Source organism: Phytoactinopolyspora halotolerans (assembly GCF_010550675.1).
Classification (GTDB): domain Bacteria; phylum Actinomycetota; class Actinomycetes; order Jiangellales; family Jiangellaceae; genus Phytoactinopolyspora; species Phytoactinopolyspora halotolerans.
Map to the genome: position 1 here is coordinate 47,434 of NZ_JAAGOA010000031.1, position 23,914 is coordinate 71,347.

Genomic DNA, 23,914 nt, shown 5'->3' on the forward strand with positions numbered 1-23,914 from the left:
GACCGCACGCCCTAAATGATCATGTGAAGTGGGTTTTCTCTTGCCCTACCATGTCTGCAGACCTGTTGTCGCACGGGAAAACCTACTTCACATGATCATTTAGGCGGTGCCGGCGCGGCCGCGGGAGGGCAGGCGGACGATGAAGCACGCGCCCTGGTCCTGGTCCGCGACCGAGACGTCGCCGCCGTGCGACCGGGCGATCTGCCGGACGATGGCCAAGCCCAGCCCGGTGCCGCCGGCGTCCCGGCTGCGCGCGTCGTCCAGCCGGGTGAAGCGCTCGAAGATGCGCTCGCGGTGACGCGGGGGGATGGCCGGCCCGTCGTTGCCGACCCGCACCTCGACCAGGTGTCCGGCCTGACTCACCGCGACCGTGACCTTGGTTGCCGCGTGCCGCAACGCGTTGGCGATCAGGTTGTGCAGCAGTCTGGACAGCGCCTCGGGGCTGCCGTGGACGGACGCCCCCGGTCCGGGCTCCACCGTCACCGGCACGCGCGGCTCCCGGAGGCTGCCGGCGATGCTCTCGGCCAGGTCCCGCATGTCCACCAGCCAGGTGGAGCTGAACCGGCCCTCTTCGAGCCGAGCGAGTACCAGCAGGTCGTCGACGAGGCGGCCCATCCGCTCCACCTCGTGTAGCGCCTCCCGGGTGGTCTCCGCCATGTCCACCGCGTCCGGATGTGCCTGAGCGACTTCGAGTTCGGTCCGCAGCGCCGCGATCGGGCTGCGCAACTCGTGTGCCGCATCGGCGACGAACGCCCGTTGCCGCGCCGAGGCGTCCTCCAGCCGGCGCAGCATGTCATTGAGCGTGGTGGCCAGCCGGTGCAACTCGTCGCGTGCCGCCGGTACCGGCAGCAGCCGGCGCTCGCCGGTCCCGGTGATCTCGGCTGCGCTGCGCCGCAGCTCCTCCACCGGACGCAGCGTCCGCCCGGTGACGTACCAGCTCAACGCCCCGACGGCGATGGCCACCACAGCGCCCAAGGTGAACGTGACGAAGCGGAACAGCCGGGCGGCCCGTCGCTGTTCGGCCAGAGACACGGCCACGATCACGGTGTGCGTCTCGCCGTCCAGCTCAGCCGGGACGCCGAGCACCCGGTAGGGGTCGGGCTGGCCGAGCCTGCTCCCGGACATGTCGATCGCGCGGCCTTCCCGCACCGCTGCGAGGTCGTCCCCGCCGACGATCGGCACCAACAGGTCACCGCCGGGGGTGGAGGCGAGCACCCGGTCCTCAGCGTCGACCACCTGCGCGATCGCCGCCCCCGCACCCGGCAGCGGGTTGGAGATCCGGTCCGACTCCACCAGCACCGCCGTGTCCTGGGCGTAGCTACGGGCGGCGTCGTCGATCGAACCGACCAGCGCACGCTCGATCAGCATCACTGTGCCGACACTCGCCGCCGCGATGCCGACCATCGCCACCACGGTCACGACGAACGTGAGCCGCGCGCGCAGCGAGTGCTTGGGGGTGTGTCCGGCGGCCATGCGTCACTGCGCCGCGAGGTCGTCGATGATCCGGTACCCGGCGCCGCGGACGGTGCGCAGGCTGTGCCGGCCGTACGGAGTGTCGATCTTGCGGCGCAGGTAGCCGACGTAGACCTCGACGACGTTCGGGTCGCCGTCGTAGTGCGGATCCCACACATGCTCCAACAGATCGATCTTGGAGACCACCTCGCCGTTGCGGTACATCAGATACTGCAGCAACCCGAACTCCCGCGGGGTGAGTTCGACCGGATCGTCGCCCCGCCGCACCGCGCGGGTGGCCGGGTCCAGGTACAGGTCGCCGACCCGCAGCACGGCGGGCCGTTCCGGGGTGCCACGCCGGATCAGGGCCCGGAGCTTGGCGACCAGGACGACGTAGGAGAACGGCTTGGTGAGGTAGTCGTCGGCGCCGATGTCCAGGCCGTCGGCCTGGTCGTACTCCCCGTCCTTGGCGGAGAGCATGAGGATCGGCACCCAGTTGTCCTCTGCCCGCAGCGCCTGGCAGATCCGGTAGCCGGAGAGCGACGGCAGCATGATGTCCAGCACGATGGCGTCGTACTCGTACTCGCGCGCCAGGTGCAGGCCCTGGACGCCGTCGTGCGCGAGCTGCACGGAGAACCCCTCCGCGGAGAGTCCACGCTGCAACGCGCGGGCGAGCCCGCGCTCGTCCTCGATCACCAGAATCCGCATGTGGTTAGTCTCCCGCTCATCGTGGCATCGTGGGTGTGAAGCTCTCAGTGTCCTCACAGCGCACCGGTCGCACAGTGAAGATGGCACGGGTGCTGTCCGAAGGAGAACATAGATGACTGCCACAGCGAATCGCCTGCAGAGGTTCACTCTATCCAAGCGGCCGTGGGCCGTCCCTGCGATCATCACGGCGACGGTGGTGACCGCCGCGGTGGCCGTGCCGGTCTTCGCCGACGCGGACTCCGAGCTGCCGGAGAAGAGTCCCGCCGAGGTGCTGGCCAGTGTGGCGCAGGCGCACGAGGTCCCGTTCGCCGGGACCGTGGTGCACTCGGCCGACTTGGGCTTCCCGGAGCTACCGGTCTCGGGCGGGGACGTCTCGCCGCTGAGTCTGCTCGCCGGCGCCACCACCGCGCGTATCTGGTACAGCGACCCGTCGAGCTTCCGGGTTGCGCTGCACGGCGATCTCTCCGAGACGGATGTGATCGTCAACGACGACGAGCTGTGGTACTGGAACAGCGAAGAGAACACGGTCCGCCACCACGAAGGTTCGCTGTGGCCGGGGGAGGGTGACCCGGACGAGTCGGGCGCCGGCTTCGCGACGCCGGGGGCGGCGCTATCGAATGAGGCCATGGCCGGGTTGTTCCTCGCGTGGTTGACGCCGACCAGCGACGTCTCGGTGGACGGCACCGCCTCGGTGGCCGGCCGGGCCGCGTACGAGCTGGTGATCCGGCCCGACGACGAGCGTTCGCTGGTGGACTCGGTACGCCTCGCCGTCGACGGTGAGCACGGCGTGCCGCTGCGCATCCAGGTGCTGGCGGCCGACGGCGGAGACCCGGCCGTGGAGATCGGGTTCACGTCGGTGACGTTCACCGAGCCCGAGGCGTCGGTCTACGAGTTCACCCCGCCGGCCGGAGCCACCGTCGAGGAGTTCGACGTCGAGCAGTGGTGGTCGGACAAGCATGCACCGCAGCACGACGAGGACCCGTTCACCGCGATGGACGACATCGAGGTCGACGTCTCCGAGGACGGATGGGCCTCGGTGATCACCATCACTGGGATCGAGATGGCGGACGTCACTGGGCAGTTGGAGGAGTTGACCGGCGGACAAGGGCAGGGTGAGCTCGGCGATCTCACCGGCATCCTGGATGCCTTCCTCAACGACATGGAACGGGTCGAGGGGCCATACGGCAGCGGTGTCGGCTTCACCAGTCGCCTCTTCTCCGTGCTCTGGCTCGACGACGGCCGCATGCTGATCGGCGCCGTCGACCTGGACGTCCTCGAAGAAGCGGCAGCGTGACGTCGGCGATCGCGACCAGCGCTCTAACGAAGCGATTCGGAAAGCGGACCGCTGTCGACGTGATCGACCTCGATGTGCCACAGGGATCCGTCTACGGCTTCCTCGGGCCGAACGGCTCGGGGAAGACCACCACCATCCGGATCCTGCTCGGGCTGGCGGCGGCGAGCGAGGGAACGGTGCACCTGCTGGGCGAACGGATGCCGGACGGTGCGTCCGCGGTGCTCCCTCGGGTCGGCGCCCTGGTGGACGGTCCGGCGTTCCATCCGTACCTGTCCGGCCGGGACAACCTGGTCCGGCTCGATGCGGCCGACCGTACGGCCACGCCGGCGGACCGGCGGCGACGGATCGACGCGGCGCTGGAGCGAGTCGGGCTCGCCGCGGCCGCGGGGAAGAACTACCGGGCCTACTCGCAGGGGATGCGGCAGCGGCTGGGCCTGGCCGCATCCCTGCTGCGCCCGCGCGAGCTGCTGGTGCTCGACGAGCCGACCAACGGCCTGGACCCGCAGGGCACGCGAGAGGTGCGCCATCTGGTGTCGGAGGTGGCAGCCGCGGGCACCACCGTGTTCCTCTCGTCTCACCTGCTCTCCGAGGTGGACCAGATGTGCACCCACGTGGGCATCATGCGCTCGGGCGCCCTGGTGGCGCAGGGCAGCATCTCCACGTTGCGCTCGGCGCTGGCCACGCGGTTGCGTATCGATACCCGGGCCGGGGACGACGCCGCGGAGGTGCTGCGCCGGTTCGGGCTGCGCAACGTGGCGGCGGACAGCACCGGAGTCACCGGTGAACTGGGCGGCGCGGTACCGGAGGACGTGGTGGAGGAGCTGGTGAAGTCAGGCGTGCCGGTGCGGCAGGTGATCATCGAGCGTCCGGGGCTGGAAGAGCTGTTCGTCTCGTTGACCGGGGAGGGTTTCGATGTCGACGAGTGAACTGATCGGCGCCCCCGCGCCGGCTCCGACCAGGACGGCGCTGCCCGGGACGTTCCTCGCCTCTGAGCTGAAGCTGGTGCTGCGCCGGCGGCGGAATCTCGGGATGCTCGGCGTGCTGGTGGCTGCGCCGATCGTGATCGGCCTGGCGCTGCGGGCCAGCTCCTCGTCGGGTGAGGGCGACGGCGACGCGCCGGCGTTCCTCGGCGAGGTGGCCGGCAACGGGCTGTTCCTCGGCTTCTCCGGGCTGTTGCTGCTGATGCCGTTCTTTCTGCCGTTGGCGATGTCGGTGGTCTCCGGTGATTCGATCGCGGGTGAGGCCAGCGCCGGCACTCTGCGGTATCTGCTGATCGTGCCGGCGGGACGGGGCCGGCTGTTGGCGACGAAGTACGCCTCTTGTGTCCTGTTCGGGCTGATCACCACCGTGCTGGTGGTGACCTCCGGGATGGTGACGGGCGCGGCTCTGTTCTCCGCCGGTGACGTGACGCTGCTGTCGGGCACCACCATCGGTTTCGGTGAGACCCTGTGGCGTGCGCTGCTGATGGCCGGCTATGCGGCCGTGCTGCTGGGCGGCTTGGCGGCGATCGGCGTCTTCGTCTCCACGCTCACCGAGGTTCCGGTGGCGGCGATGGCGACAGTCGCGGCGATCCCGGTGTTGTCGCAGATCCTTGGGCTGATCCCGCAGCTGTCCTGGCTGCATCCGTGGCTGCTGACCGACACCTGGTCGGTATTCGGCGACTTCCTGCGGGAGCCGATCATGACCGAGGCCATCGGGCGCGGACTGCTCACCCACGCCGGATACGCCGTGATCTTCCTGTCTTTCGCGTGGGCGCGGCTGACCATGCGGGACATCACGTCCTAGGCCGTCGGCGGATGACCGCCGGCAGGTTCGTTTCCCACTGACATGCCGGTTCTGACCAGCAGGCTCGTTTCCCACTGACATGCCGTGTCCCACCTGCCAACCCAGCGGCGCGTTGACGACGGGCTCGATCATTCACACGACAGACTGCACAGTCGGCGCATGCACCGGTCACCATTGACACGACCGATGACACGGTGACGTGGCGACCGGCTGCTTCTCACACGACGCGATCCACGATCGCCTCGTGATGGTGGTCGTGTGCACTACGGCCGGTTCAGGCGGAGTTGTGAGCTCGATCGTGTGAACCCAGGCCGCTCGTAGGCGGGTTTACCGAGCCGGGTGGAAAGTCGTGTGGCGTATTGCCGCTGTAACCGGCCAGATCTCCCACGACCAGGCCCACGACGCCGATGAGCGGTCGAAACGTGCACAGCTCGTCACACAGCTGGAGCACATCGGCCGGGGCGAGTCGGCGAGGGCGGGCCGGGGACGCGAAGGGCCGGTTCCGGATCGTTCACCCGGAACCGGCCCTTGGCGGTGCGTCAGCGAGCGGGGGTCACCCCTCACTCGACGCTTTGGTCACCCGACGCCGTATGCCGGCGTGGCGAGTGGGTTCACTCGAAGGCGGGACCGGCGTCCTCGGCCGCGTCCTCGGCGGCTTCGGAGCGCTCCTCGATCTGATCCCGCACCTCGGCCTTGCGCGACTCGACCTGGTCGCCGGCGGCGCCGAACGAGCCGCGGGCGGCACTGAGCTTGGACGCCGAGGCGGCGTCGCAGTTCTCCTCGCCGCGGACCCGGTTGTCGCTGACGGCCGGGGCGGGCGAGTTGTCGGTGCAGGTCAGGTCGCCACGGATGACGTTGCCGACGACGCTGGCGTCAGCCGTGTTGCCGGTGAGCGTGACGTCGCCGCCGAAGGCGTTGAAGCCGCAGTCGCTGACCGGGCTCTGGCCGCCGAGCTGCACCAGACCTGCGTTGCCGGTGTAGGTGGTGTCGCCGTCGACCTCGGAGAAGCACACCACGCTGCCCAGCTCGGTCCCGGTGACGGACAGGCTGCCCTCGACCACCGTGTCGTAGAGGTCGGTGAGCAGGCCACCCTCGGAGTTCACGCTCTTCGACACCCAGCCGCTCTCCAGGAAGACCTCGACGTTGGTCGAGTTGACGTTGCGGTTGTGCGCCGAGTCGAGGCTGTAGAAGAACTCCGAGTCGGAGGCGACGATGTTGGCGGCGTGCGAGCTCTCCTCGGAGTAGACGCCGAACGCCTCGTTGAGCCGGGTGGCGCCCTGAACGTCGGTCTGCACCGTGCTGGCGAAACCGTTGGCGTTTACCCTCAGCGCGCCCTCGACGGTGGAGCCGGTCAGGGTCAGGTTGGCGTCGGCGCGGACCGTGGCGTTGCCCTGGATGACGACGTTCGTCAGGTCGCAGGAGTCACCCGCCTTGACCACCAGGTCACCCGGGACGGTGACGTTCTCCGCGACCCCGTCGCAGAACGTCGTGAGCCCGGCCTGCGAGGGAGCGGCGAGGCCGACCAGGACAAGGCCGCCACCGGCGGCGGCGAGAGCGAGTCTTTTCAAGCGCATGATTCCCCTTGTGTCGCTTGGCTGCTGGATGCGCGCTCGTCCGCATCGTCTCGCCGGTACGTCCGGATCACGGACGGGTGCCGGCGCCACGGCGCGGCGTGAGCGCTCTGCACAGGGGCCGGCCACCCCCGGATGGCGCTCACGGTCGGTGAACATCCATGCACGACGCAACGCGACCCCTCGTTGCCCCCCGAAAAACCGAAGGGGGACAAACCGTGCAGTTGGACTCTTTCGCCGAATGCGAGTATCTGTCAAGATCTAGAAGGCGAGTTCGGACGAACGGACAGGAAAGCGTTAACCTCCCGTCCCGGATTGGTCACCGGGACGTCGCCTCGCCGGGGTCTACGGGTGTCGTGGATCACGTGTGCGCCACGCCGCTGGGCGTTCGGAGCGACCATCCAAGTGATCTGCTGGGGTTTTCTCGCCCGGGTCATTAGCCTGTCGACTGTGTCGTCTCATTCCGCGTACCCGGCCCACTGGGAAGCCGACGTCGTGCTCGCCGACGGGGGAACGGCACACGTGCGCCCGATCCGTCCGGAGGATGCCGACCGGCTGGTGGAGTTCTACGCACGGGTGAGCGACGAGTCGAAGTACTACCGCTTCTTCGCCCCGTATCCGAGGCTGAGCGAGCGCGATGTCAGCCACTTCACCCATGTCGACCACGATCGGCGGGTCGCGCTGATCATGCAGGTGGGTGAGGAGATGATCGCGGTGGGCCGGTACGACCAGGTGGCGGCCGGCCAGGCGGAGGTCTCGTTCCTGGTGGAGGACGGCCACCAGGGGCGCGGGGTGGGGACCGTCCTGCTCGAGCACCTCGCCCAGGCCGCCCGCGAGCGCGGTCTGCACCGCTTCGTCGCCGACGTGCTGCCCGCGAACCGCAAGATGATCGGGGTGTTCGCGGAGGCCGGGTACACGGTGCACGACCATTTCGAGGACGGCGTGGTCCGGGTCGAGTTCGAGATCGTGCCGACCGATCATTCGCTGCACGTGATGGCCGCGCGCGAGCATCGCGCGGAGGCACGCTCGATCCAGCGGCTGCTGACGCCGAGCGCGGTGGCCGTCGTCGGCGCCAGCCGCTCGGTGGGCAAGGCGGGCCAGACGCTGATCCGGAACATTCTGCAGAACGGATTCACCGGAGCCGTGTACGCGGTGAACCCGGAGGCGACCTCGGTGGCCGGCGTCGCGGCCTATCCACGGGTGCAGGATGTGCCGGGCGAGGTGGACCTCGCGGTCGTGGCGGTCCCGGCCGATGCGGTCGAAGACGTGGTCCTGGACTGTGCGGCCAAGGGAGTCAAGGGCTTGGTGGTGGTCTCCGCGGGGTTCGCCGAACTCGGCGACGACGAGGGCCGCGCCCGGCAGGCGAGTCTGGTCCGCGTCGCCCGCATGAACGGGATGCGCGTCGTCGGGCCGAACTGCCTGGGCATCGTGAACACCGCGCCGGAATACGCGCTGAACGCCTCGCTGGCGCCGGAGCTGCCGCCACCTGGCCGGGTCGGGCTCTTCGCCCAGTCCGGAGCGCTCGGCACCGCCATACTCAGCGACGGGGCGGCCCGCGGGCTCGGCCTGTCCACGTTCGTCTCCGCCGGCAACCGCGCCGACGTGTCCGGCAACGACCTGCTCCAGTTCTGGCGCGACGATCCGGCCACCGAGGTCGTGCTGCTGTACCTGGAGTCGCTGGGCAACCCGCGCAAGTTCTCCCGGATCTCCCGGCGCGTGGCGGAGACCAAGCCGGTGGTGGTGGTCAAGGGTGGACGTTCCACTCAGGGTGTGCCGCTCGGGCACACGGTCCGGCCCATCGAGGTGCCGCAGGCCGCGCTTGACGCGATGTTCCGCCAGTCCGGGGTGATCCTGGTCAACACGATCTCGGAGATGTTCGACGTCGCGCAGGTGCTCGCCTATCAACCGCTGCCGAACGGTGCCCGAGTGGGGGTGGTCGGCAACTCCAGCGCGCTGTGCATGCTCGCCTACGACGCCGTGGTCGGCGCCGGACTGGAGGTGGGGTGCGACCCGGTCGACCTGGGCGCGGCGGCGACCGCCGCGGGTTACGCCGAGGCGCTGGCGGACCTGATGTCGCGGCCGGAGGTGGACGCGCTGCTGGTGGTCTTCACCCCGGCCGTGGACGCCTCGACCAGTGAGGAGGTGGCCCGGGTGCTCGCCGAGGCGTCGGCGGGCGGCGCCAAACCCATCGTGACGACCTTCCTGGGCAGCCGCGGCGTTCCGGAGGCGATGCGGATGCTGGACGAGCGCGGCGTCCCGGGGCGGGGATCCGTGCCGTCGTACCCGTCGGTGGAGGACGCCGCCTGGGCACTCGCCCGCGTCGCGTCGTACGGGGCATGGCGCCGCCGCCGGCACGGACAGGTGCCGGACGTCGCAGGCATCGACGCCGACGCGGCACGCCATGCGGCCGAAGCCGCCCTGGCGCCCTCCGGGGAGGACGCCGTCGAGCTCAACCCGGAACAGATCGCCGAGCTGCTGCGCCATTACGGCATCACGATGTTGCCGATGGTCCCGGCGCCGGATCTTCAGTCCGCTCTCGCGGCGCTCGCGCGGTTCGGCACCGAGGTGGTGCTGAAGGCCACCGCCACCCACCTGCGGCACCGGCCGGACCTCGCGGACGTCTGGCGGAACATCGACACGCCGGAGGAGATGCGGGATGCATGGGAGACGATGTCGAGCACCCTGGCCGACCCGGCCGAGGCTCAGTTCGTCGTGCAGCCGATGGCGTCCGGAGGGGTACCGGTGGTGATCCGGGCGCGCGATGACCGAATGTTCGGGCCGATGGTCTCGTTCGGGGTGTCCGGCGTGACCACCGAGCTGCTCGGCGACCGGGCGTTCCGGATCCCGCCGCTGACCGACGTCGACGCGGCGGAGATGGTGCGTGAGGTGAAGGCCGCGCCGGTCTTGTTCGGCTACCGTGGCGGCATCATGGCCGACGTCGGTGCGATCGAGGATCTGTTGCACCGGGTGTCACGGATGTCGGACGACCTCGTCGAGCTCGAGTCGTTGGAGTTGAACCCGGTGCTCGTCGGCGAGAACGGACTGTCGGTGGTCAACGCGGCCGCGCGGTTGTCCCGTCCGGCGCCACGGCCGGAGTGGTACGCGCGGCGATTGGGCTGAGACGTGCAAGGATAGTGGTATGGCGGACATAGGGACGCATGAAGGGCTTCGGATCGCTATCCAGCAGGCCGGGTACTACCCGGACCTGGTGACGGACACGCTCGAGACCGCGCTGGCCGGTGAGCCGGTGGAGTCGTTCGTCGTCCATCACGAGCCCCATTTCGACCGGGACGAACTGCGCCGGCACGTGAGCGTGCTGGTGCTCACCCCGACGCGGTTGATCGTGGGCCACTCCGACGAGTACCCGTCGGACGACACACACGCCGCGCCGTACGCGACCACCTCCACGGAGGCCGTGCCGCTGGACCGGGTCTCGTCCGTCGTGGTCAGCCGCACCGTGCCGTCGCCGGCGGCGCACCGGGTGGGGGACCGGCCGCTGGACGTGGTGGTGACCATCGGCTGGGGGGCGATGAGCCGCATCGATCTGGAACCCGCGACGTGTGGTGACCCGGACTGTGAAGCGGATCATGGATACACCGGCGCCATCACCTCGGATGATTTCACCCTGCGGGTAAGCGAGCAGGGCGACGGCATCATGCGCGTCGACGACATGCTGGCGTTCGCGCGGGCGCTGTCGGCGGCCACCGTCCGGGTACGGTGACGCGGGTTGACGCTGCTGCCCCGGTACGGGGAACGTGCGCTCAGCGACCTTCTGCCGTCAGTGCTCGGCGCGCTCGGCGTCGCCGGTGAGCAGAACGGGATGCAGCTCCCGGCCGCAAGCCGGTACTGCGTGGTGCTGATCGACGCGCTCGGCTGGAATCTGCTGAAACGGCACCCGGCACAGGCACCGTTTCTGTCGTCGCTCACGGGCTCGCCGATCACCTGTGGCCTGCCGAGTACCACAGCCACCAGCCTGACCAGCCTCGGGACCGGCCTGCCTCCGGGACGCCACGGCGTGCTGGGCTACACCACCCGCGTGCCGGGCGGTTCGGAGATCTTCAACGCGCTGAAATGGGAGCCGGCCATCGATCCGGCCACGTATCAGCCATACCCTGGCCTCTTCGAACGGGCCCATCGCGCCGGCATCGCCACCAGCGTGCTCGGCGAGCGCCGGTTCCGGGAGAGTGGCTTGACCAACGCGGCGCTACGCGGCCCCTTCCGGGCTGCCGACACCTACGGTGAGCGGGTCGCCGCGGCGGTCGACGCCGTGGCGCAGAGCGAACCTGCGCTGGTGTACGTCTACGACTCCGCGCTGGACAAAACCGGTCACCAGAGCGGATGCGAGTCGGCCGCGTGGCGGCATCAGCTGGTGATGGTCGACCGGTTCTGCGAGGAGCTGCACGACTCGTTGCCGCCGGACACGGTCCTGCTGGTCACCGGCGACCACGGCATGGTGGACGTGCCGCGCGGGCAGCGCATCGACGTGGACGACCATGCCGAACTGCGCGACGGTGTCGAGCTGGTGGCCGGCGAGGCGCGGTTCCGGCACGTCTACGTCTCCGACGGTGCTGCGGACGACGTCGCGGCGTCGTGGCAGGGCTTCCTCGGCGACGGGCGCGCGCAGGTGCTCACCCGCGAGGCGGCCATCGCCGCAGGATGGTTCGGTGCGGTGGAGAACAGGGTCCGCGACCGCATCGGCGACGTCGTGGCCAATGTGCACGGGCCCTGCGCGGTGCTGCGTCGCAGCGCCTTCCCGGTGGAGACCAAGCTGGTCGGACTACACGGCGCCCTGACCGAGGACGAGCTTCTGGTCCCGTTGTTGGTCGGGCGGGCGTAGGTCCGGAAGACTTCCGTCCCCGCCCAGCAGTCTCCTCCTCGCCATCACATGTGGCCGTCGGGTCATGCCACGAATGTTGATCGCTTCAGGTGGTCCTGTCATCGCGCACCGACGGCTCCAGGAGGCCTTCGGCCCCTTGTCGCTGCCGGAGTGGCATGACCCTCCTGGCCGCTCGTCGTCGCTGATGCCCGCCACTCCATGGACGGAAGTCTTCCGGACCTACGCCCGCTCGTGGGGGTTCTTAGTCGTTCTTGCGGCGGCCGAACATGATCTCGTCCCAGCTCGGGACGCTCGGGCGGCGCGAGCGCGACGATCCGCGCGGCTTCGCCGGAGGCGGCGGCTCCTGTGCGGTCGGCGCCAGGTCCTGCGCGGTGGGCGCCAGATCCTGGGTGTCCTCGTCGCCTTCCACTTCGACGTGGCTCGCAATGTCGCTCAAGCGCAGCCGATCCGTGGCGGTGTCATCGTCATCGGCCGCGTCTGGTTCGTCGGTCCAGAGCTCCGCGTCCCGGCGGCGTCGCTCGGGCCGGCCATAGCGGCCGGCGCGGCGGGGGCGCCGGGCGGCCGGTTCGATCGGCGTGGTCTGCTCGGTGGGGTCGTCGTCGCTGTCGTCGTCCTGCTCGTCGGCGGAGCGGACCAGCCGCGGTACCGGCTCGGGCCGCTGCGGCTCACCCAGGCCGAGTGGATGGGCGGCGGCGGGTGGCTGCTGGACGTCGTCGCCGGGCTCCTCGTCGTCCGGCTCGAGGTGGTCCTCCTCGGGCTGGCTGACCACGGAGAGACGGGGCGGACCCGCCGGCGTCTCGTACTCATCCGGCAGCTGCTCGAGCTCTGGCTCCGGCGCCGGCTCGGGTTCGGGCCGAGGCTCACCGGCGACGAGCCGTGCGGTGGCATCCTGGGGCACGGCGGAACGCCCGGACGGATCGAACGAGAACAGCGCCGACGTCTCGTCGGCCGGCGCGGCCGTGTCAGCCGAGTCGTCCGACTCGTCCGGGGACGCCCAGCTGCAGCCGACCCGCCAGCGTCCGTCATCCGCACGCCAGGCATCCCAGACGATCGTGTCCGGCTGACCGCCGATCGAGGCGACGTAGTCCGCCGCGGCCGACTCCAGGGTGCGCACCGGCCCTTCGCCCGCCAGCCGCTTCAGATGCGCCTGGCGCGCTCGTTCCGCGATGTGCTCACGCTCGGCCAGTACCGGCCCGGCGAACCGCCGCACCTTCTCCAGCGGCATCGTCGCGGCCGCGGCGACGGACTCAACCGACTCACCGGCCCGGATCCGGGCCTGAATATCCCGCGGACGCAGTTGGCTTTCGAGCTGAATCTCCAACTGTCCCAACCTCGCTCGGTCGCCTCTGATCGCGGCGTGCAAGCGCTCGTCGGCCCGCAGCGCGAATTGCTGATCACCATCGGAGAGGATCAGGTACGCGCCGTCCTCGCTGACCGCCGTCAGCCGAAGCTCGCGCACCGTACACCTCCCCAGCCTGGCTGTCATCCATCGTCGCTTGTGCGGGCGTTTGTACCAAGCCGCCACGCCGCGAGTCCGCGGCGTGTTTGTCAAGATCTCTCCCGAACCATGTGAGCGTATCCGAGAACGGCCACGCGGGACAGTCCGCGCGTGGCGTCATTCGGGCGGCTCGAAGCCCATGGTGTAGCGGCTCGTCCACTCTTCGGCCGCGCGCGTCCCGTCGTCCTGCTCGACCTCGAGCACCGATGCGTACACCGCCTCGGTGGACGACGAGACCGGGACCGGGAAGTCCAGCCGCCCGGTGCTGACGGTAGAGGTGCTCATCGTCTCGCTCAGCACCTCGAAGGCGTCGGCGTCGGCGCCGTCCTCTGTGGCCTCTGTGGAGTAGCCGTCCGTGGTGTCGTCCCGGTGCCAGTCGGCCTCGACCGCGTAGGTGTCGCCGTCGCGGGAGGTGAGCGTGTAGCCGACCTCGACGCAGCGCTCGGTGTCCGACGGGTCTAGCGGCCCGAACGTCGACCATTCGGCACCCACGCCTACCTCGCCCTCGGGGAACGGGATCGGCATCTCGGTGAGCTGCCAGTCGATCTGGCTCAGCACCGTCGGGACCTCGTGCCCGTCGCCGCTCTCCAGCGTGGAGCGGTCGGCGATCTCCACGTCGAGCAATGCGCCGGCCCGGGTGGTGGTGAGTGTGCCCTCGAGACCGGCCATGCCGCGGATCGCATCCTCCATCGCGACGTGCGATCCGGCCGTGGGTGTGGCGTCGGTGAACACGAACGACGTCGCGATGTGCTCGTCGTCGACGTCCTCGACCGTCAGTTCCAGCGCGAATGACATATCCGGCGGGTCGACGACACTCTGCTCCTCGCCGTCGATGAGGTGCGTGCTGTCAGCGGAGATCGAGGTCTGAAGCACCATGCTGTCGCCCGGGGTGGGGGAGAGCTGCACGGCTTCGCGGGGTTCGTCCCCGGCGTCCTGCAGCGTGATCTGGGGCACGTCCGGACACTCGCCGTCGGCGGCCGCCGAGCCGTCGCCGGCATCGCCGCCGTCGCCGGCATCGCGGCCGCCGTCACCGCCGCCGCCACCGTCGTCGTCGCTGCATGCCGCGAACATCAGGGCGAGGAAGGCAGCGCAAGCCGGTAGGACGGTACGACGCATCAAAGTGCTCCAGGCGTTCTTGACGGTGTGATCCTCTCACCATACGAGCGGATCGACGGGCGGACCCGGTGGCGGTGTCGCGTCGTGCGGACGCGTCGCGTCGCCGTCCGCACGCGGCGTGAGCTCCATCTCGATGTGGGTGTCGAGCACCTGCTCGTGGACCGTTCCGTACCGCTCGACCTCCATCTCCATGCGCGTCTCACCCACCGCCGTCCCGTGCCCGTATGCCGGAGAATCGAGGGAGCCGGTCAACATCACCGTGCTGGAGCCCAGGCCGTCGACCACCTTGAACGTCATTCCGGCGTCGTCGAACGTGGATGGCTGGATCAGGAACGTGGACTCGATAGCGAGCTCGTACGCCTCTCCATCGAAAGACTCGAGCCGATAGGTGTGGATGTTGCAGCTGGCGATGTCCTCGTCCTCCGCCAGCTCAGGGATCACCCATGCGGAGCCCACGCCGACGGGCGTCGGCGGGAACGGCGCCATCATGTCGCGCAGCTGGTCGTCGAGGCTGGCTCCGGTCGACTCGCCCAGTGTCGGGTCGATCCCGGCGAGGTCCAGCTCGGAGCGGATGAACTGCCCGGTGCGAGTAGTCCGCACCATTCCGGACACCCCGGTGAGGCGCTGCAGGGTCTCGTCCATATCGGCATCGTCGGCATAAGCGTGGTCGAAGACGTATGTCATCCCGATCTCCTCGTCGTCGACGTGTTCGACGGTCGTCACGAGGCCGATGGACATCGTGAGGACGGGGCCCGGCATCGACTGTCCGTCGATCGTGGCATCGATGCCCATCTCGACCCGTAGGTCGAACGCTTCGCTGGCGCCCACGGCAGGGGATGCCGCCATGATCTGCCGCGGCGGGGCGCCGGCATCGGTGACGACGAGCTCCGTGCCGTCGTCGCAACTCTGCGGGGCATCACCGACCTGCACGTCGTCGGCGCCGGGCATGGCGTCACCTCCGCATGCGACGACACTCGTCAGGACCAGCGGCAAGGCGAGAGCGGGCAGCCTGCGCATGAAGACTCCTCGAAGGCGAATCGTCCGGATCCGGGGCCCACCAGTCAATCAGGACCGTGTCGTTCGTCGATCAGGACCGTGTCGTCCGTCGATCACGTGTCCACCGACGGCAGGGCCGCGCGTGATGCGCTTCCATGGGTGGCCGGATGACCCCCTGGGTACACGGTCGGAATGCGCGCTTGGGAGGATCAGAGGGTGAGTAGTTCGGAATCCGCGGATCCTCGGCTGGCTCCGTACGACGCTGTGCTGGTGCTCTCGTTCGGCGGGCCCGAGGGTCAGGACGACGTCATACCGTTCCTGGAAAACGTGACCCGAGGTAAGGGTATCCCGCGCGAGCGCTTGGAAGAGGTCGGCGAGCACTACCGCGCGTTCGGCGGCAAGAGCCCGATCAACGACCAGAACCGCGCCCTGATCGCCGGACTCGAGCACGAGCTGGCGGAGGCGGGGCTGTCGATCCCGGTATACTGGGGCAACCGGAACTGGCACCCCTACCTGGCCGACGAGCTGAAGCGGATGGCCGACGACGGCGTCACCCGGGTCGCGACCTTCATCACCAGCGCCTATGACTCGTACTCGGGCTGCCGCCAGTACCGGGAGAATGTGGCCGACGCGGTGGCCGAGGTGGGGCCGCGCGCGCCGCGGATCGACCGGCTCCGGCACTGCTTCGACCACCCGGGTTTCATCTCGGCCAATGCGGACGGCGTCGTCGGCGCGCTCGGCGAACTGTCCAGCGAAGGCGCGCGGAACGCTCGGCTGGTGTTCGTCACCCATTCCATCCCGGTGACCATGGCGGAGACGTCTGGGCCGGTCGGTGGGGCGTACGTCGCCCAGCACGAGGCGGTGGCGCGTGCCGTCGCGGCTCAGGTCGCCGAGCGCACCGGCGTCGCGTACGAACACGACCTCGTGTACTGCTCCCGGAGCGGTCCGCCGGAGATGCCATGGCTGGAGCCGGACGTCAACGACCACCTGGAGGCGCTGGCCGAACGCGGTGCCGGCTCGGTGGTGATGGCCCCGATCGGCTTCCTGTCCGATCACATGGAGGTCGCCTACGACCTGGACACGGAGGCGATGCAGACGGCGAAGTCGCTGGGGCTGGAGGCGGCCCGAGCGGCGACCGCCGGCACACACCCGGACTTCATCGCCGCCGTGGTCGATCTGTTGCTGGAGCGTGCCGCCGTCGAACGGGGCGAGAACGTCACCCGGGCGAGCATCGGCGCACCCGGTCCGGCCCGCGATGTCTGCCCGGTGGGCTGCTGCCCGAACCTCCGCGGCGAGCGGCCGGCCTTGTGCGGCGAAGACGAGCCACCCAACCCGAGCGGCGACCCTAAATGATCATGTTACCCATGTTTTCTCGTGCCGTACCAGGCCTGCAGACCTGGTACGGCACGAGAAAACCCACTTCACATGATCATTCGGAGAAGGAGAGCGTGTGCAGGACATCGATGTGAAGAGCTTGGTGGATCTGGCTGTCAGCGCGGCTCGGGAGGCGGGTGCGCTGGCCCGCGACCGGCGACGCGCGGTGGAGCGGATGACCGTCGCCGCCACCAAGTCCACCCCGACCGACGTGGTGACCGAGTCCGACACCGCTGCCGAGCAGTTGATCCGGGAGCGGCTGCTGGCCGCCCGCCCAGGCGACGCGGTGCACGGCGAGGAGGGCGGGCACAGCGACGGCGAGTCCGGCGTGGTCTGGATCGTCGACCCGATCGACGGGACGGTGAACTACCTCTACGGCATCCCGCAGTATGCGGTCTCCATCGCCTTGCAGGTCAGCGGCGTGGTCGAGGGCGGCGTGGTGTACAACCCGGCGACCGAGGAGACCTGGACGGCGATCCGGGGCGCCGGCGCGCAGCTGAACGCCGAGCCGATCGCGGTGAGCGGCTGCGCCGATCTGTCATTGGCGCTGGTCGGCACCGGTTTCGGCTACGACGCGAGCCGGCGGGCACGCCAGGCGGCGGTGGTGGCGGACCTGGTTCCGGTGGTGCGCGACATCCGGCGGGCCGGCTCTGCGGCGCTGGACCTGTGTGCGGTGGCGAGCGGCCGGTTGGACGCCTACTACGAGCGCGGCCTCAATCCGTGGGACCGCGCCGCCGGGGCGCTCATCGCCGAGGAGGCCGGAGCGTTCGTGGGCGGGTTGCACGGGCAGCCACCGAGCGATTCGATGACGCTGGCGGCGTCCCCCGCCATCGCGGACGACCTGCGCGCACTGCTGGAGCGGCTGGGCGCCGACCGGGACTAGCGGGGATGCCGGAGTCCGGGGTGGTCCGGCGGCAGTGACCGTCGCACCACCCACCACGAGACGGCCAGGCAGGCGGCCACCAGCGGCCAGCTGAGCGCCACCCGGGCGCCTCCCAAGGCCAGCGCCTGATCGGCCATCCAGAGCGGCGCGAACACGGCCACTCTGATCACGTACTGCAGCACCCAGACCCAGCTGCCGCGGCTGTACGCCCGCAGCAGAGCGGGGTCGCGGCGCCACCGGGTCCGCTGGCCCAAGACCGTTCCGACGACGACGCCCAGCAGCGGCCAGCGGACGGCGATGCTGACGGCCCACGCCAGTGCGCTCGCGGCGTTGGAGGCGAGCTGGACCAGGAAGAAGTCCGCCGCACGCCCGGTGCGCAACACGATCAGCGCGGCGACGGCGACCGAGAGGACGCCGACCAGCGCCGCTCGTGGAGGCGTACCGCGGCGAAGCCGCCATCCGGCGACGGCAGCGGCGGCGATCAGCGCGCCGACGACACCGGCGGGCACCGACTCGCCGGAGGCCAGCCAGACCGCCACGAACACCACCGGCGGGACGGTCGCGTCGATGGCGCCGGTCCGTCCGCCGAGCAGCATCACGAGCGACTCGGCTGAGCGCGCATCCTTCATCGCGGGGGCGCCCGTCGTCCCCGTGGCGTCCTCGTGGTCGTCTGTCCGATCTGTGTGATCGTCCGGGCGCGGTCGCATGTGGCCGCCGGTCGTAGCGTGTTCCCGGGCCGCTCCGTCGGGCTGGCACCGGGCAGGTGGCTCTCGCATGGTGATACCGACAGTCTACGGGGCCCCGAGGCGCAGTATCCGCTGCCCACGGAGACCGCGGAGATCACCTTCTTGTCACCGTGCGTAACCCATGTCACCGTCCGTATCGCAAAGAGCAGCAATCCCGCTGTTTGGCGTTACGGGTGGTGACATGGATTACGAGTGGTGACATGGATTACGAGTGGTGATATCCCCGGCCGGGGGTATCACCGAGCTACTTGATGGCGCCCATGGACAGCCCGCGGACGAGTTGCTTCTGTGCTGCCCAGCCGGCCAGGACGACGGGTAGCGACGCCAGGGTGGCCGCGGCGGCCATCTGCGCCCAGAACAGACCTTCGCTGGTCATGAATCCGACCAGGAACAGCGGCACGGTGGCCGCGGTCGACGCGGTGAGGTTGACCGCGAAGAAGAACTCGTTCCAGGAGAAGATCACGCAGATCAGCGCGGTGGCGGCCAGCCCGGGCGCCACCATCGGCAGCAGCACCTGCGTCAGCGTCTGGCGCAGCGTCGCGCCGTCCATCTCCGACGCCTCCAGCACCTCGCGCGGGATCTCCTGCAGGAACGAGCGCATCATCCAGACCGCGATCGGCAGGTTCATGGCGGTGTAGAGGACGATCAGCGTCCACACGTTGTCCAGCATGTTGACCCGCCCGGCGATGACGTAGATCGGGACGATCACCGCCACCACGGGCAGCATCTTGGTGGAGATGAAGAAGAACAACACGTCCTGGGTGCGTTTCACCGGCCGGATCGCGAGCGCGTACGCCGCGGGCACCGCCAGCGCGAGCACCAGCAGGGTGGAGACGCCCGTCGCCATCAGCGAGTTCAGGAAGTACGGCCCGGCGCCGGCGTCGAACAGGTTGCGGAACTGCTCCAGCGTCGGTTCGAAGATGAGCCGCGGCGGATCGGTGGTCGCGTCCGCCTCGTGTTTGAACGCCGTGATGACCATCCATGCCACCGGGAAGAAGAAGAACACGCCGATGAGCCAGGTGGCCGAGGTGATGAGTCCGGATCCGCGGCGGCGCGGAGGGGCGGCGGGCGCGGAGTCTGCGGTGCCTGCGGCGGCGATGTCGACGGTAGCCATCAGTTCTCCTCAGCGAAGGTCCGGAACAGCAGCCGCAGCGCGAGGGTGGCGACGACGATCGTGCCGATGACGACGACCACGCCCATGGCCGCCGCCTGGCCGACGTCGAACCCGAGGAAGGCGCGCTGGTAGATGTAGAAGGGCAGGTTGGCGCTGGCGGTGCCCGGCCCTCCCTGCGTCATGATGTAGATCTGGTCGAAGGTGTTGACCACGTAGATCGCGCCCAGCAGCACCCCCAGTTCGATGTAGCGCCGCAGGTGCGGAAGGGTGATGGAGCGGAACATCCGCACCGGTCCGGCACCGTCCACCTGGCCGGCCTCCAGCACGTCCTTGCCCTGGCTCTGCAGCCCGGCCAGCACCAGCAGCGTCATGAACGGCGTCCACTGCCAGACCAGAGCGGTGACGATGGAGAACACCGGCGCGGAGCTGGTCCAGTCGAAGGTCTCCACGCCGAACGGCGACAACGCGAAGTTGACCAGGCCGAACAGCGGGTCGAACATGGTGGTCTTCCACAGCAGCGCACTGGCCACCGGCATGATCAGGAACGGCGTGATGATCATCGTCCGCACCACCGAACGGCCGAAGAACTGCCGGTCGAGCAGGACGGCCAGCGCGATGCCGAAGATCATCGAGACGACGACGCAGCCGCCGGTGATGACGATGGTGTTCAGCGCGGCCTCGCGGAACACCCGGTCGGCGAAGACGTCGGCGTAGTTGGAGAGTCCGACGAACCGCTCCGAGCCGGGCCGGACCAGGTTCCAGGAGTTCAGTGAGTACCAGACGGTGACCAGGAACGGGATCTGGGTGGCGATGATGGCGAAGATCAGCGCCGGGAGCAGGGGAGCGCGGCGCTTCCAGCGCTCCCGCCGGGCCGCCGCGGTGGCATCCGTGGGCGGGCGTCCGGGTGGTGCGGCGGTGGCCGGAGAGATGGCGACATCGGTACTCATCAGCCTGCCTCCTGATAGGACTCGCCGACTGTCTCGGCGTAGCGTTGCGACTGTTCGAGGGCGCTATCGACGCTGATCTGACCGGCGACGGCGGCCGAGATCTGTTGACCGACCCGGGTGCCCAGGTCCTGGAACTCGGGGATGGCGAGGAACTGGATGCCGTCGTAGGGCACCGGGTTGACCATGACGTTGTCCTGGCTGGCAGCCTCCATCGAGTCCAGCGTCGGATCGGCGTACTCGGCGGCGACCTCCGCGTATTCGGGGATCTCGTAGGTCGAGCGACGGCTGCCGGGCGGGACGCGTTCCCAGCCGAGTTCCTCGCCCACCAGGCGCGCGTAGTCCGGACCGGTCATCCAGGAGACGAACTCCCACGCCTCATCCGGGTGCTCCGATGACGCCGGGATCCCGAGCGACCAGGTGTACAGCCAGCCGCTGGCGTCGGTCTCGACCACCGGCGCCGGGGCGTACCCGTTAAGACCGGCGGTGACCGAGTCGTTCGGGCTCTCGACGACGTTGACCATGGACGTCGCGTCGTACCACATAGCCGCGCGGCCCTGCCCGTATCGGGTGGCGCAGTCCGCGAATCCGCTGGTGGCTGCGCCGGCCTGGCCGTGGTCGCGGACCAGGTCGACGTAGAACTGCACGGCCTCGCGCACGTCCGGCGACGTCAGGTGGGCGTCCCAGCTCTCGTCGAACCACTGGCCGCCGAACGTGTTGATCACCGTGTTCAGCGGGGCCAGATTCTCGCCCCAGCCGGCCAGTCCGCGCAGGCAGATGCCGGTCATGCCGGGATGTGCCTGCTCGATGGCGGCGGCGAGTTCGCGCACGTCGGACCAGGTGGGCTGCTCCGGCATGGTGAGCCCGGCCTCGTCGAACAGGTCCTCCCGGTAGACCAGGAACGACGACTCGCCGTAGAACGGCACCGAGTACATGTCGCCCTGGTACGACAGTGACTCGCGGACCGGCTCGATGAAGTCGCCGGTGTCGTAGCCCTCGGTGGCGTCGGCATACGGCTGCAGGTTCACCAGCCAGCCGTTCTCCGCCCACATGGCGGTCTCGTAGTTGCTGACCATGACCACGTCGAACTCGCCGCCGCCGGTGGCGACCGATGCGGTGATCTTCGCCCGGGACTCGTTCTCCGGCAGCGAGACGAACTGCACGTCGATGTCCGGGTGCGCTTCCCGGAAGTCGTCGGCCAGCGAGATCGCGTCGGTCATCTGCGGGTTGGAGACCACGGCGACGACGATCGACGTCTGCCCGGACGAACCGGAGGCGCCGCCGAAGCCGGCACAGGCGGTTGTGGTGGCGAGTACCGCCGTCAGCAGGGCGGCCGGTGTCGCGCGTCGCCTGCTCATCGGTGCTCTCCCTCCGCCGGGACGATCTGGGCCTTGACGGTCTGCCCAGTGCGGACCAGGTCCAGCGCGTGCTCGAAGTCCTCGAGACCGAGCGTGTGCGATACCAGCGGCGCGAGGTCCACTTGCCGTTCGGCGACGAGGTCCAGCGCCGCGCCGTAACTGTGGAGCACCGCCATCGACCCGACCACGGTGATCTCGTCGTTGTAGATCCGGAACGGGGAGAGCCGCACCATCGCGTCCTCGGCGGCGACGCCGAAGATCTCGATCCGTCCGCCGCGGTCGAGTGAGCGGAACGCGTCCTCGATCGCGGGCGGCGCGCCGGTGACGTCGACGGCGGCATCGAAGGCGCGTCGTGGCAGGTCGTCGACGCTGGTGGCGACCTCTGCGGCGCCGAGACGCTCCGCCATGGGCAGCTTCCCCGCGACCCGGTCCACCACGCTGACCCGTGCCCCCGCGGCGACCAGCAGCTGGAGCATGATCAGCCCCATCGTTCCGGCTCCGACCACCAGGATGCGTTCGCCGACGTCGACGCCGAGCCGGCGCACGCCGTGCACCGCACAGGAGACCGGTTCGACGAGGGCGCCTTCGGCGAAGCTGAGGTGGGCGGCAAGCGGGTAGCAGGTGGCCGCCGGGACGGCGACCCGTTCGGCGAAGGCGCCGTCCACGGTGTCTCCGGTGGCGCCCCAGTTCTCGCAGAGGTTGCCGCGGCCCCGGCGACATTGCCGGCAGTGTCCGCAGAACAGCGAGGGATCGACGGCGACCCGGTCACCGACGGCGATGCCGGTGGTCACGGCGTCGCCGACGGCACTGACCGTCCCGGCGAACTCGTGCCCGGGGACCAGTGGGTACGGGCTCGGCGGGAACTCACCGTCCACGATGTGCAGATCGGTGCCGCAGATGCCGCATGCGCCGACGTCGACGACCACGTCGCCCGGCCCCGGAACCGGTTCGGGAACGTCTTCGACCGACAACGAACCCGGTTTGGAGATGACGACCGCCCTCATGGGACCTCCAGCGCTGTAGAGACTACTGGTGCTCGTATGAGCGAAATATTTGCTCATATGTGTCTCTTACTTGTAACGTGCGACACATGGGGCCGTCAAGAGTGGGCGGCCCCGCGCGGCCGCCCGGTATGCGAAGATCGGCCGCAAAGCGGAGGGAAAGAGGACAGGAGTGGCGCAACGGGGAAGGCCGCCGAAGCAGGGCCGGCCGCACGGTCCGTCCGAACTGGTCCTGGCGGGTGCGGTTGCGCGCCGGCACTACGTCGACGGCCGGTCGAAGATCGAGATCGCCGACGAGTTCGGCCTCTCGCGCTTCCAGGTGGCCCGGATCATCAGTGACGCACGTGCACAGGGGTGGGTCCGGGTCGAGATCGTGCTGCCCGGACATATCGACGACGCGGCGTCCCTCGCGGTCCACGAGGCCTTGGGCGTGCGCCGGGCCATCGTGGTGGACGCTCCGGAAGGGGCGGACACGGCGGTTCGTGAGGAGGTCGGTGCGGCGGTGGCCGGCGTGTTGACCGAGCAGGTGCAGACGGGTCAGGTGATCGGCCTGACCTGGAGCCGGACGATCGCGGCGATGGTGGAGAAGCTGGAGCGGCTGGTGCCGTGCACGGTGGTACAGCTGGCCGGCTCACTGGCGGTGCGCGGCTCGTCGTCGGGAACGGTGGAGGTGGTGCGCTCGGTCGCCGCGGTCTCCGGCGGCGAGGCGTTCCCGATCTACGCGCCGCTGGTCGTGGAGGACGCCGCGACCGCCGCGGCGCTGCGCCGGCAGCCGGAGATCGCTCGCGCGCTGGCTCGCGCCGACCAACTGGACCTGGCTGTCGTCTCGATCGGTGCGTGGGCGGAGGGCCTGTCGACGGTCTGGGACGCGGTCACCGACGACGAGCGGACCGCGGGGACGGCGCAAGGTGCTGTCGGCGAGTGCAGCGGCCGCCTGTTCGACGCCGATGGCCGCGATGTCGCCGGCGGGTTCGATGATCGCGTCGTCGGGGTCACGCTCGACCAGTTGCGGGCGGCGCCCGAGGTGATCGCCACCGGGTACGGCGCGCAGCGGGCGTCCGCCGTCCGGGCCGCCGTCCGTGCAGGCTTCGTCGGGACGCTCGTGGTGGACACCGCGCTTGCGCGTGCCCTGCTGGCCTGATTGCGCACCGTCCGTGGCGCGGGGCGCCTGCGGCTCGGCGCAAGCGGTATTCGCGCTGCCGCACGCTGCACAGACCCGGTGCGGGCTGCGGGGCCG

Annotated in this window: 20 protein-coding genes; 9 read left to right on the forward strand and 11 right to left on the reverse strand. The window is 69.6% G+C overall.

The window, feature by feature from the left end:
* Nucleotides 1–99: 99 nt before the first annotated feature.
* Together G1H10_RS29220 and G1H10_RS29225 are read right to left on the reverse strand one after the other, a co-directional pair.
* Nucleotides 100–1,473, reverse strand: coding sequence for a sensor histidine kinase (locus G1H10_RS29220; protein ID WP_163744630.1), 1,374 nt, complete (start codon nt 1,471–1,473; stop codon nt 100–102).
* A 3-nt stretch (nt 1,474–1,476) separates the two neighbouring features.
* Nucleotides 1,477–2,160, reverse strand: a complete 684-nt coding sequence (locus tag G1H10_RS29225) for a response regulator transcription factor (RefSeq protein ID WP_163744631.1) — start codon at nt 2,158–2,160, stop codon at nt 1,477–1,479.
* Nucleotides 2,161–2,272: 112 nt separating this feature from the next.
* On the opposite strand from G1H10_RS29225, the gene G1H10_RS29230 reads away from it, so the two are divergent.
* The 3 genes from G1H10_RS29230 to G1H10_RS29240 are packed head-to-tail and all read left to right on the forward strand — an operon-like array spanning nt 2,273 to nt 5,239.
* Nucleotides 2,273–3,454 (forward strand): LolA family protein, encoded by a 1,182-nt coding sequence (locus G1H10_RS29230; protein WP_163744632.1) that lies wholly within the window; start codon nt 2,273–2,275, stop codon nt 3,452–3,454.
* Entirely contained in the window at nt 3,451–4,380 is a 930-nt protein-coding gene (locus G1H10_RS29235; RefSeq protein ID WP_163744633.1) for an ABC transporter ATP-binding protein, read from the forward strand. Before G1H10_RS29230 ends, G1H10_RS29235 begins: the two co-directional genes overlap by 4 nt.
* On the forward strand, nt 4,367–5,239 hold the full coding sequence (locus G1H10_RS29240) for an ABC transporter permease (RefSeq protein ID WP_163744634.1): 873 nt from the start codon (nt 4,367–4,369) through the stop codon (nt 5,237–5,239). The genes G1H10_RS29235 and G1H10_RS29240 overlap by 14 nt, the downstream gene beginning before the upstream one ends.
* Nucleotides 5,240–5,850: 611 nt before the next feature.
* On the opposite strand, the gene G1H10_RS29245 is transcribed toward G1H10_RS29240, so the two are convergent.
* Complete coding sequence (locus G1H10_RS29245) at nt 5,851–6,813, reverse strand: hypothetical protein (protein ID WP_163744635.1); 963 nt, start codon at nt 6,811–6,813, stop codon at nt 5,851–5,853.
* A gap of 447 nt (nt 6,814–7,260) precedes the next feature.
* Here G1H10_RS29245 and G1H10_RS29250 point away from each other — a divergent pair, with 447 nt between their 5' ends.
* From G1H10_RS29250 to G1H10_RS29260, 3 genes are read left to right on the forward strand one after another with little or no spacing between them, the layout of a single operon-like run.
* Nucleotides 7,261–9,930 carry a bifunctional acetate--CoA ligase family protein/GNAT family N-acetyltransferase gene (locus G1H10_RS29250; protein ID WP_216853784.1) on the forward strand — a complete coding sequence of 890 codons (2,670 nt, stop codon included), beginning with the start codon at nt 7,261–7,263 and terminating at the stop codon, nt 9,928–9,930.
* A gap of 19 nt (nt 9,931–9,949) precedes the next feature.
* A complete protein-coding gene (locus tag G1H10_RS29255) occupies nt 9,950–10,531 on the forward strand; it encodes a DUF5998 family protein (RefSeq protein WP_163744639.1) in 582 nt (193 codons plus the stop codon).
* A gap of 6 nt (nt 10,532–10,537) precedes the next feature.
* Nucleotides 10,538–11,647, forward strand: coding sequence for an alkaline phosphatase family protein (locus tag G1H10_RS29260; RefSeq protein WP_216853785.1), 1,110 nt, complete (start codon nt 10,538–10,540; stop codon nt 11,645–11,647).
* A gap of 241 nt (nt 11,648–11,888) precedes the next feature.
* On the opposite strand, the gene sepH is transcribed toward G1H10_RS29260, so the two are convergent.
* The 3 genes from sepH to G1H10_RS29275 all read right to left on the reverse strand — a co-directional run bounded on the left by sepH (nt 11,889) and on the right by G1H10_RS29275 (nt 15,278).
* Nucleotides 11,889–13,106: a septation protein SepH gene (gene sepH, locus G1H10_RS29265; protein WP_163744641.1), complete on the reverse strand. Its 1,218-nt coding sequence runs from the start codon at nt 13,104–13,106 to the stop codon at nt 11,889–11,891.
* Between the two features lie 156 nt (nt 13,107–13,262).
* The gene (locus G1H10_RS29270) at nt 13,263–14,261 is read right to left on the reverse strand and encodes a hypothetical protein (protein ID WP_163744643.1); all 999 of its coding nucleotides are present in this window, start codon (nt 14,259–14,261) and stop codon (nt 13,263–13,265) included.
* 36 nt (nt 14,262–14,297) lie between these two features.
* On the reverse strand, nt 14,298–15,278 hold the full coding sequence (locus tag G1H10_RS29275) for a hypothetical protein (protein WP_163744645.1): 981 nt from the start codon (nt 15,276–15,278) through the stop codon (nt 14,298–14,300).
* Nucleotides 15,279–15,449: 171 nt separating this feature from the next.
* On the opposite strand from G1H10_RS29275, the gene G1H10_RS29280 reads away from it, so the two are divergent.
* Together G1H10_RS29280 and G1H10_RS29285 are read left to right on the forward strand one after the other, a co-directional pair.
* Nucleotides 15,450–16,610: a ferrochelatase gene (locus tag G1H10_RS29280; RefSeq protein ID WP_163744647.1), complete on the forward strand. Its 1,161-nt coding sequence runs from the start codon at nt 15,450–15,452 to the stop codon at nt 16,608–16,610.
* A gap of 97 nt (nt 16,611–16,707) precedes the next feature.
* Nucleotides 16,708–17,514 (forward strand): inositol monophosphatase family protein, encoded by an 807-nt coding sequence (locus tag G1H10_RS29285; RefSeq protein WP_163744649.1) that lies wholly within the window; start codon nt 16,708–16,710, stop codon nt 17,512–17,514.
* On the opposite strand, the gene G1H10_RS29290 is transcribed toward G1H10_RS29285, so the two are convergent.
* The 5 genes from G1H10_RS29290 to G1H10_RS29310 form a co-directional block, all read right to left on the reverse strand.
* Nucleotides 17,511–18,143, reverse strand: coding sequence for a DUF3159 domain-containing protein (locus G1H10_RS29290; RefSeq protein WP_163744693.1), 633 nt, complete (start codon nt 18,141–18,143; stop codon nt 17,511–17,513). The two genes, G1H10_RS29285 and G1H10_RS29290, sit on opposite strands and share 4 nt — an antisense overlap.
* 361 nt (nt 18,144–18,504) lie before the next feature.
* Nucleotides 18,505–19,374: a carbohydrate ABC transporter permease gene (locus tag G1H10_RS29295; protein ID WP_163744651.1), complete on the reverse strand. Its 870-nt coding sequence runs from the start codon at nt 19,372–19,374 to the stop codon at nt 18,505–18,507.
* A complete protein-coding gene (locus tag G1H10_RS29300; protein ID WP_163744653.1) occupies nt 19,374–20,321 on the reverse strand; it encodes a carbohydrate ABC transporter permease in 948 nt (315 codons plus the stop codon). Before G1H10_RS29300 ends, G1H10_RS29295 begins: the two co-directional genes overlap by 1 nt.
* The gene (locus tag G1H10_RS29305; protein ID WP_163744655.1) at nt 20,321–21,676 is read right to left on the reverse strand and encodes an ABC transporter substrate-binding protein; all 1,356 of its coding nucleotides are present in this window, start codon (nt 21,674–21,676) and stop codon (nt 20,321–20,323) included. Before G1H10_RS29305 ends, G1H10_RS29300 begins: the two co-directional genes overlap by 1 nt.
* Nucleotides 21,673–22,680 carry a zinc-dependent alcohol dehydrogenase family protein gene (locus tag G1H10_RS29310; RefSeq protein WP_163744657.1) on the reverse strand — a complete coding sequence of 336 codons (1,008 nt, stop codon included), beginning with the start codon at nt 22,678–22,680 and terminating at the stop codon, nt 21,673–21,675. The genes G1H10_RS29305 and G1H10_RS29310 overlap by 4 nt, the downstream gene beginning before the upstream one ends.
* A gap of 169 nt (nt 22,681–22,849) precedes the next feature.
* On the opposite strand from G1H10_RS29310, the gene G1H10_RS29315 reads away from it, so the two are divergent.
* A complete protein-coding gene (locus G1H10_RS29315; protein WP_163744659.1) occupies nt 22,850–23,818 on the forward strand; it encodes a sugar-binding transcriptional regulator in 969 nt (322 codons plus the stop codon).
* The last annotated feature ends 96 nt before the right edge of the window (nt 23,819–23,914 follow it).

What these genes read in the sequence shown, in the direction of transcription:
- G1H10_RS29220 (WP_163744630.1), bottom strand. Translation starts at nt 1,473, where the DNA reads ATGGCCGCCGGACACACCCCCAAGCACTCGCTGCGCGCGCGGCTCACG.
- G1H10_RS29225 (WP_163744631.1), bottom strand. Translation starts at nt 2,160, where the DNA reads ATGCGGATTCTGGTGATCGAGGACGAGCGCGGGCTCGCCCGCGCGTTG.
- G1H10_RS29230 (WP_163744632.1), top strand. Translation starts at nt 2,273, where the DNA reads ATGACTGCCACAGCGAATCGCCTGCAGAGGTTCACTCTATCCAAGCGG.
- G1H10_RS29240 (WP_163744634.1), top strand. Translation starts at nt 4,367, where the DNA reads ATGTCGACGAGTGAACTGATCGGCGCCCCCGCGCCGGCTCCGACCAGG.
- G1H10_RS29245 (WP_163744635.1), bottom strand. Translation starts at nt 6,813, where the DNA reads ATGCGCTTGAAAAGACTCGCTCTCGCCGCCGCCGGTGGCGGCCTTGTC.
- G1H10_RS29255 (WP_163744639.1), top strand. Translation starts at nt 9,950, where the DNA reads ATGGCGGACATAGGGACGCATGAAGGGCTTCGGATCGCTATCCAGCAG.
- G1H10_RS29270 (WP_163744643.1), bottom strand. Translation starts at nt 14,261, where the DNA reads ATGCGTCGTACCGTCCTACCGGCTTGCGCTGCCTTCCTCGCCCTGATG.
- G1H10_RS29275 (WP_163744645.1), bottom strand. Translation starts at nt 15,278, where the DNA reads ATGCGCAGGCTGCCCGCTCTCGCCTTGCCGCTGGTCCTGACGAGTGTC.
- G1H10_RS29280 (WP_163744647.1), top strand. Translation starts at nt 15,450, where the DNA reads ATGCGCGCTTGGGAGGATCAGAGGGTGAGTAGTTCGGAATCCGCGGAT.
- G1H10_RS29290 (WP_163744693.1), bottom strand. Translation starts at nt 18,143, where the DNA reads ATGAAGGATGCGCGCTCAGCCGAGTCGCTCGTGATGCTGCTCGGCGGA.
- G1H10_RS29295 (WP_163744651.1), bottom strand. Translation starts at nt 19,374, where the DNA reads ATGGCTACCGTCGACATCGCCGCCGCAGGCACCGCAGACTCCGCGCCC.
- G1H10_RS29300 (WP_163744653.1), bottom strand. Translation starts at nt 20,321, where the DNA reads ATGAGTACCGATGTCGCCATCTCTCCGGCCACCGCCGCACCACCCGGA.
- G1H10_RS29305 (WP_163744655.1), bottom strand. Translation starts at nt 21,676, where the DNA reads ATGAGCAGGCGACGCGCGACACCGGCCGCCCTGCTGACGGCGGTACTC.
- G1H10_RS29310 (WP_163744657.1), bottom strand. Translation starts at nt 22,680, where the DNA reads ATGAGGGCGGTCGTCATCTCCAAACCGGGTTCGTTGTCGGTCGAAGAC.